The sequence below is a fragment of the Mycobacterium sp. genome, assembly GCF_040509115.1.
Classification (GTDB): domain Bacteria; phylum Actinomycetota; class Actinomycetes; order Mycobacteriales; family Mycobacteriaceae; genus Mycobacterium.
The window spans coordinates 1-4058 of record NZ_JBEVLO010000068.1 but is presented as its reverse complement, the minus strand read 5'-3'; the positions used below and the strand labels follow the sequence as shown (position 1 = coordinate 4058).

Annotated in this window: 5 protein-coding genes and 1 pseudogene; 5 read left to right on the top strand and 1 reads right to left on the bottom strand. The window is 65.7% G+C overall.

The window, feature by feature from the left end; genetic code table 11:
- From ABW137_RS05070 to ABW137_RS05060, 3 genes and pseudogenes are all read left to right on the top strand, one after another.
- On the top strand, positions 1-262 hold a 262-nt coding region (locus tag ABW137_RS05070; RefSeq protein WP_526397525.1), incomplete at its 5' end, for a hypothetical protein.
- A gap of 61 nt (positions 263-323) precedes the next feature.
- Positions 324-638, top strand: a pseudogene (locus ABW137_RS05065) (colicin D domain-containing protein); the annotation flags it as partial.
- A gap of 88 nt (positions 639-726) precedes the next feature.
- A complete protein-coding gene (locus ABW137_RS05060) occupies positions 727-1116 on the top strand; it encodes a DUF6188 family protein (protein WP_526397523.1) in 390 nt (129 codons plus the stop codon).
- A 101-nt stretch (positions 1117-1217) separates the two neighbouring features.
- Here the strand turns inward: ABW137_RS05060 and ABW137_RS05055 are convergent, their stop codons facing one another.
- Positions 1218-2255, bottom strand: coding sequence for a hypothetical protein (locus tag ABW137_RS05055; protein WP_526397521.1), 1038 nt, complete (start codon positions 2253-2255; stop codon positions 1218-1220).
- Between the two features lie 472 nt (positions 2256-2727).
- Between ABW137_RS05055 and ABW137_RS05050 the strand changes: the two genes are divergently transcribed.
- The gene (locus tag ABW137_RS05050) at positions 2728-3030 is read left to right on the top strand and encodes a hypothetical protein (RefSeq protein ID WP_526397519.1); all 303 of its coding nucleotides are present in this window, start codon (positions 2728-2730) and stop codon (positions 3028-3030) included.
- An 86-nt stretch (positions 3031-3116) separates the two neighbouring features.
- On the top strand, positions 3117-4058 hold a 942-nt coding region (locus tag ABW137_RS05045), incomplete at its 3' end, for an aldo/keto reductase (RefSeq protein WP_526397517.1).

Sequence of the window (4058 nt, the reverse complement as noted above, 5' to 3'; positions counted from 1 at the left end):
GCTGACGCCACAGGATCCCGCGTATCACGACCCGTTACCCGGCGAGAATTATTGCTACGCCAGAGGGATTCTCGTCTTCGACGGCGTCACGCGGGTCGAATGGGTGAGGCGGAGTGACCACCACTTCACGGATGCGTCCGGGGAGATCGACCTCGGCAACGTCGACGTCCTCCATATCGACGGAGATGCCATGGTGGCCGAGGGCGATTGGGGTGAAGTACGGATCGTCGGGGCGTTGCCGCGGTTCGAGTTGATTGGTTGACCGACAGGGCGCTGCCGATTGTTCGTATCCGGCTACAGTGTCCGTATCCGGCGACAGATTGATGAAAGCTTGGATGCGTTCACCGATACCGTGCTTGCGCTGCAACGACCGAAGGGCCGTCAGCGCTGCGTGCAGTCGGTTCGTCAGCTGGAAGAACTCCTCCCGGTCCGCCACGCCGACGAGCGGGGCGAGCACGCGTGCACCAGCGGCCGCGCCGCCCCATTCCGTGAGCCCGGCCGGCAGCGCTGCTGATTTCGGGGTGAGCGAACCGCGCGGGAAGACGGGTTTCGATGAGTTCAAGCGTGCCGTGCGATCGCAGGTGCAAGATCCGGCCACCGTTCACATAGACGGCCTTTATCGAGGGGATCCAGCAATTATTAAACGGGTCAAGCCCCGGGCCCAAGGGCTGATTCGCATATCCCCCGCAATCCCGATGGTTCATACCCACTACCGAAAGGCTGGCCATGACGGATCTAGGGCTCAGCGGAAAGTGCCTTCAATCGATGGAGCTCGAGTACACCCTGGTGCTGCAATTGTCGGACGTCTACTTCATTTCGATCTCGTCGCCGTTCACCCTCGAAATCGATGGTGAGAACACGCTGTTGTCCCCGGAGGAGGACTCCGAGGACGGGTTCGGCCCAATACATGGGTTGGTCGGTCGCGCCGTCGTCGATGCTGACGTAGATGCCGGTGGAGCCCTTCGGGTGACGTTCCAGGGAGGCGCTCGTCTGCGCGTCGGGCCGGACCCCGACTATGAAGCATGGAACGTCTCCGGTCCCAATGGAGCGCTGGTGGTGAGCATGCCGGGGGGAGAGATCGCAGTGTGGAGTCAGCAACCGGGGGTCGAGGGCTAGCGCGGCCCTGAGGTACGCACGCGACGTGTGGTCACCGAACATGCTGCACAAGAATTCGATTCGATATGCACAGTGACAGGCGCCGGCCTACGGCACGCCAATTACGACGCTTGGTTGCGATCCCCCCACCACGGTGGCGGTCCCGGCTCGTCTTCCTCGTACATTGAGGTCGCCTCCTTCAAGAGGTTCTGCTTGTAGGTGCGACTCATGTCGTCGATGGCCGCTAGCGTCCGATCGGTGTGTTCAGCACGAACTTCGTTCTGCGCGTGCGCGAACGGAACGAAGGCCCTCAATACCGCAGGCACGTCCAACGCGATCTCGAGCGGGAAGGCTTCGCCGGTGTCGGTACTCCGAAGCAGCCCTTCGACGCGCGTCGCGCTCCACAGGCGCGGATCGCGGCTGCCCGAGTCGAACAGCTCGACGAGAAGGTGCTCGTAGTCGGGGTCGCGGAAGGGCGCGCCCGCCGCGGAGGCGAAGAAGTCGGCCAGCAGTTGCGGCAGGGCGTCGTCGTCGAAGTCGGGACCCTGACGTCCGACGCCGCCGTCGGGCATGCGCTTGACGAGCCATTTGACGATGGGTAACGACCACCTCCACGCGTCTGGGTGAGGGAGGAAGTCTGCCTTGCCGAGGCCCTGCTCGATCCAGGCGCGAGCGTCGGCAAGGCTCATGTCGAGGTAAGCGGTGTCGGGGTCCATGTTCGTGTCTACCTCGGCGAGGACTTCGGCAATTGAACAGCCAAATACCGAGATCTCCTGGAGCGACGACAACTCGTTGTGGTCGACGTACGTCGCGATGGTCAGTTCGGCGCCACCGGCCAAGCGAGCGCCCACCAGGATTTCATCGCCGTCGCCGAGTACGAGAGCACGTCGCACTGCCCGGTGAACGTGAACGCGCGAGAGTTCGGCAATCCACGTCGGTAGGCGGTCGGCCCGCGTGGCAAGGGCCTGGTGGCACTGGGCACGAACCTCCTCGTCCTCCACCAGTAATTCGGCTAGCACGGATAGCAGCGCGGTGATCTCGCGGCAAGGATCATCCGCGAGGGCGGCCACCACGTCTCCCAGCCGCAGCGGCTCCTCGCACTCCGCCTTCAGAAAGGCATGCCGATCGGGTGTCGCCCGCGCGATCGGGTAAGCAGCCACGTCGAGCAGATGTACCGGGTGTTTGGCCAACGAGGTACGTACGAGCTGCTGCAGGGACCCCGGTTCGAGGTTCGAGTGTTGGCGCTTCGCGCTGCATTTCGTATGTCGCCGGGCTTGTTTGGCGTTGCGACGCCGACGTCCATCGTTCATGGCGCGGACGCTACGCCGGGACGGTGACAAGTGGCCGGGGTCGAGGACCGCGAACGACCCACCCGCCGGTCCTTCCGAGCTCGGGCAGCTCGTGTCGCACCAGTTGGCGGTAACGCACTCGTAGCTCGTCACGCTCCACTGTCACGACGTACCCACTCCCCGGTCGCCGCACGCCACCGCTCGTCGCCACCGCTCGTCGCGCGGGCGAGCGGTGACGTCCCGATATTGACCCATGCGACGAAACTCGTTGATCAGCAATCGCATCCGTGATTCAGGTCCTCAATCGCGCCCCTACGCGGCTGGGCTTCTCTATCGTCGGAGCATGACGACCAGGGGATGGCACACCATGCTGTGCAAGGCGGTGGCCGCGGCGGGATTCGTCGGAGCGGCGGCGCTGGGGGCGGCTGTTCCGGCGAACGCGGCGCCCGTCGGGACGGGCTCGTTTGCCACGACCAATGACCCGGGCTGCGACATGTTCGGTTGGCGGCATCCGATGTGCGCCGGCGGCGCGTGGGGTGACGACGAGTCGGCGTCTCAGGAGTGGGGTCCGGCGAACATCCCGAACCCCGTGACGCCCAACGGTGACACCTCGATGACCTTCCCCGGCTCCCCCAATACGCCCTAGCCCTGGATCCGTCGCCGCCGCTGGGCGGATGGAGCCGCCGCGGGGCCGAGGCCGGGCACCCAGGAACCGGGCCTAGCATCGAACCCATGGACTACCGCCCCCTCGGCCGAACCGGAATGCAAGTGAGCCCGCTGTGTCTTGGGGCCATGATGTTTGGTGCCTGGGGTGAGCCGGACCACGACGCGTCGGTCAAGGTCATCCACGCCGCGCTGCATGCGGGCATCAACTTCATCGACACCGCCGACGTGTACTCCCAGGGCGAGTCGGAGGTCATCGTCGGCAAGGCCCTGGCCAACGGCAAACGCGACGACGTCGTCCTGGCCACCAAGTTCCACTTCCCGATGGGCATTCCCGCCGACGCACCGATGGGCACGACGGGCGACCCCAACCAGCGCGGCAACTCACGGCGCTGGATCATCCGCGAGGTCGAGAACAGCCTTCGCCGGCTGAACACCGACTGGATCGACCTCTACCAGGTGCACCGCCCCGAGCAGGACACCGACGTCGAGGAGACGCTGTCGGCGCTGACCGACCTCCAGCGCCAGGGCAAGATCCGCGCCTTCGGGTCGACGACCTTCCCCGCGCACGAGATGGTGCAGGCGCAGTGGGTCAGCGAGCGACGGACGTTGGGCCGCTTCGTCACCGAACAGCCGCCGTACTCGCTGCTGGTCCGCGGCATTGAAGCGGACGTGCTGCCGGTGGCGCAGGAGTTCGGGATGGGCGTGCTGCCGTGGAGTCCGCTGGCGGGAGGTTGGCTGACCGGTGGGTACCGCAAGGGTAAGGAGCTGCCGGAGTCCAAGCGCCGCAGTCGAATGCCAGCCCGCTACAGCCTGGAGAACCCGGACAATGCGCGCAAGCTCGACGCCGCCGACGCCCTGGGCGCGCTGGCCGACGAGGCCGGCATCTCGCTGATCCACCTGGCGTTGGCATTCGTCCTGCAGCATCCCGCGGTGACGTCGCCGATCATCGGTCCGCGCACGATGGCGCATCTGGAGTCCCAGCTCGGCGCAGCGGACGTGACGCTGTCG